General features: G+C 49.0%; 2 protein-coding genes. Both read right to left on the reverse strand.

Going from position 1 to position 1417, the window contains the following annotated elements:
- A partial coding sequence (locus R7O13_RS24135; RefSeq protein ID WP_318304836.1) for a GMC family oxidoreductase N-terminal domain-containing protein occupies positions 1 to 667 on the reverse strand: 667 nt, incomplete at its 3' end.
- Between the two features lie 20 nt (positions 668 to 687).
- Positions 688 to 1417 (reverse strand): aldehyde dehydrogenase family protein (locus R7O13_RS24140; RefSeq protein WP_318304837.1); only part of this gene is annotated, 730 nt, incomplete at its 5' end.

Consider the following 1417-nt stretch of genomic DNA (forward strand, 5'->3'; position numbering starts at 1 on the left):
GTCGCACAGTCACTCGCTTCATGAGTGTGAAGTTCTTGCGCTTTTTAGCACGGCTTAAGTATGCGTTAGAGGTTGAAGCACGTACGCCTTTATCAACCGTCATGTGCATCTGTCCAAAGCCTTCTTGCTGGAAACCGTTGTAATCGTCAGTTTCTGGATAGCCCGCCTCTTTACCAGCCTCAATAAAGGCTTCATACAACGGGTTCAGCTTCATGTCATTGCCGCTACATGTGCCTAGCGGACCACTGTCACCGCGGTACTCATCAGCACCACCGATCCAAGATTCAGCTTTGCGGAAGTACGGTAAGCACGCTTGGTAATTCCAGCCTTTTGCTCCCTCTTCTTCCCACTGATCGAAGTCGCAAGCATGGCCACGTACGTAAACCATACCGTTGATAGAAGAGCTACCACCGAGAACTTTACCGCGAGGACAGTGCAACTGGCGTCCATCAAGACCATCTTCTTGTACGGTCTCGAACTGCCAAGCGTATTTTTCAGTATTCATCGGGTACGAAAGTGCTGTTGGCATTTGGATGAAAATACTCTTATCCGTACCACCCGCTTCCAACAATAATACTGAGTGCTGGCCGCTCTCACTCAAACGATCCGCTAACACACAGCCGGCCGAACCCGCACCGACGATAATATAATCGTAGTGTTGTTTCATTTTGTGTCTCCTAGGAGGGTTTAGAGATAAGGGCTTTCGAAGTCGCTAAGCTGGACTAACACGCTCTTAGTTTGCGTGTAATACTTCAGTGTTTCGACACCGTTCTCACGGCCAATGCCGGATTGCTTGTAGCCACCAACTGGCATTTCTGCCGGAGAGTCACCCCAAGCATTAACCCAGCAGATACCTGCCTGAATTTTGTGAATAACGCGATGAGCGCGAGAGAGATTCTGAGTGAAGACACCAGCAGCTAGGCCATAATCCGTATCATTAGCGCGTTCGATAACTTCAGCTTCGTCGCTGAATTTAAGCACGGACATGACAGGACCAAAGATCTCTTGCTGTACGTGGCTCATGCTATCGTCACAATCGATAAATACGGTTGGAGCAACGAAGTTACCAGTTTCCAGACCATTATCTTCTACTTTGTAACCGCCGGTCAGCAGAGTGGCACCGCTCGCTTTTGCGCTCTCAATCGCTGACAGCACTTTGCTTTCATGCGATTTTGAAATTAGGGCACCGATTTGTGTATTTTCATCAAGAGGGTCGCCGACAACCAGTTTCTCAGTGCGAGTTTTAAGCTGCGCAACAAAGTCGTCGTAGATAGATTCATGGACAAATACACGAGTACCGTTGGTACATACCTCACCCTGAGTGTAAAAGTTAGCGACCATCGCTGCTGATACCGCATCGTCCAGTTTCGCATCGTCGAATACGATCAGGGGAGACTTACCGCCGAGTTCCATCGTC

It is taken from the genome of Vibrio sp. Y176, assembly GCF_033438945.1.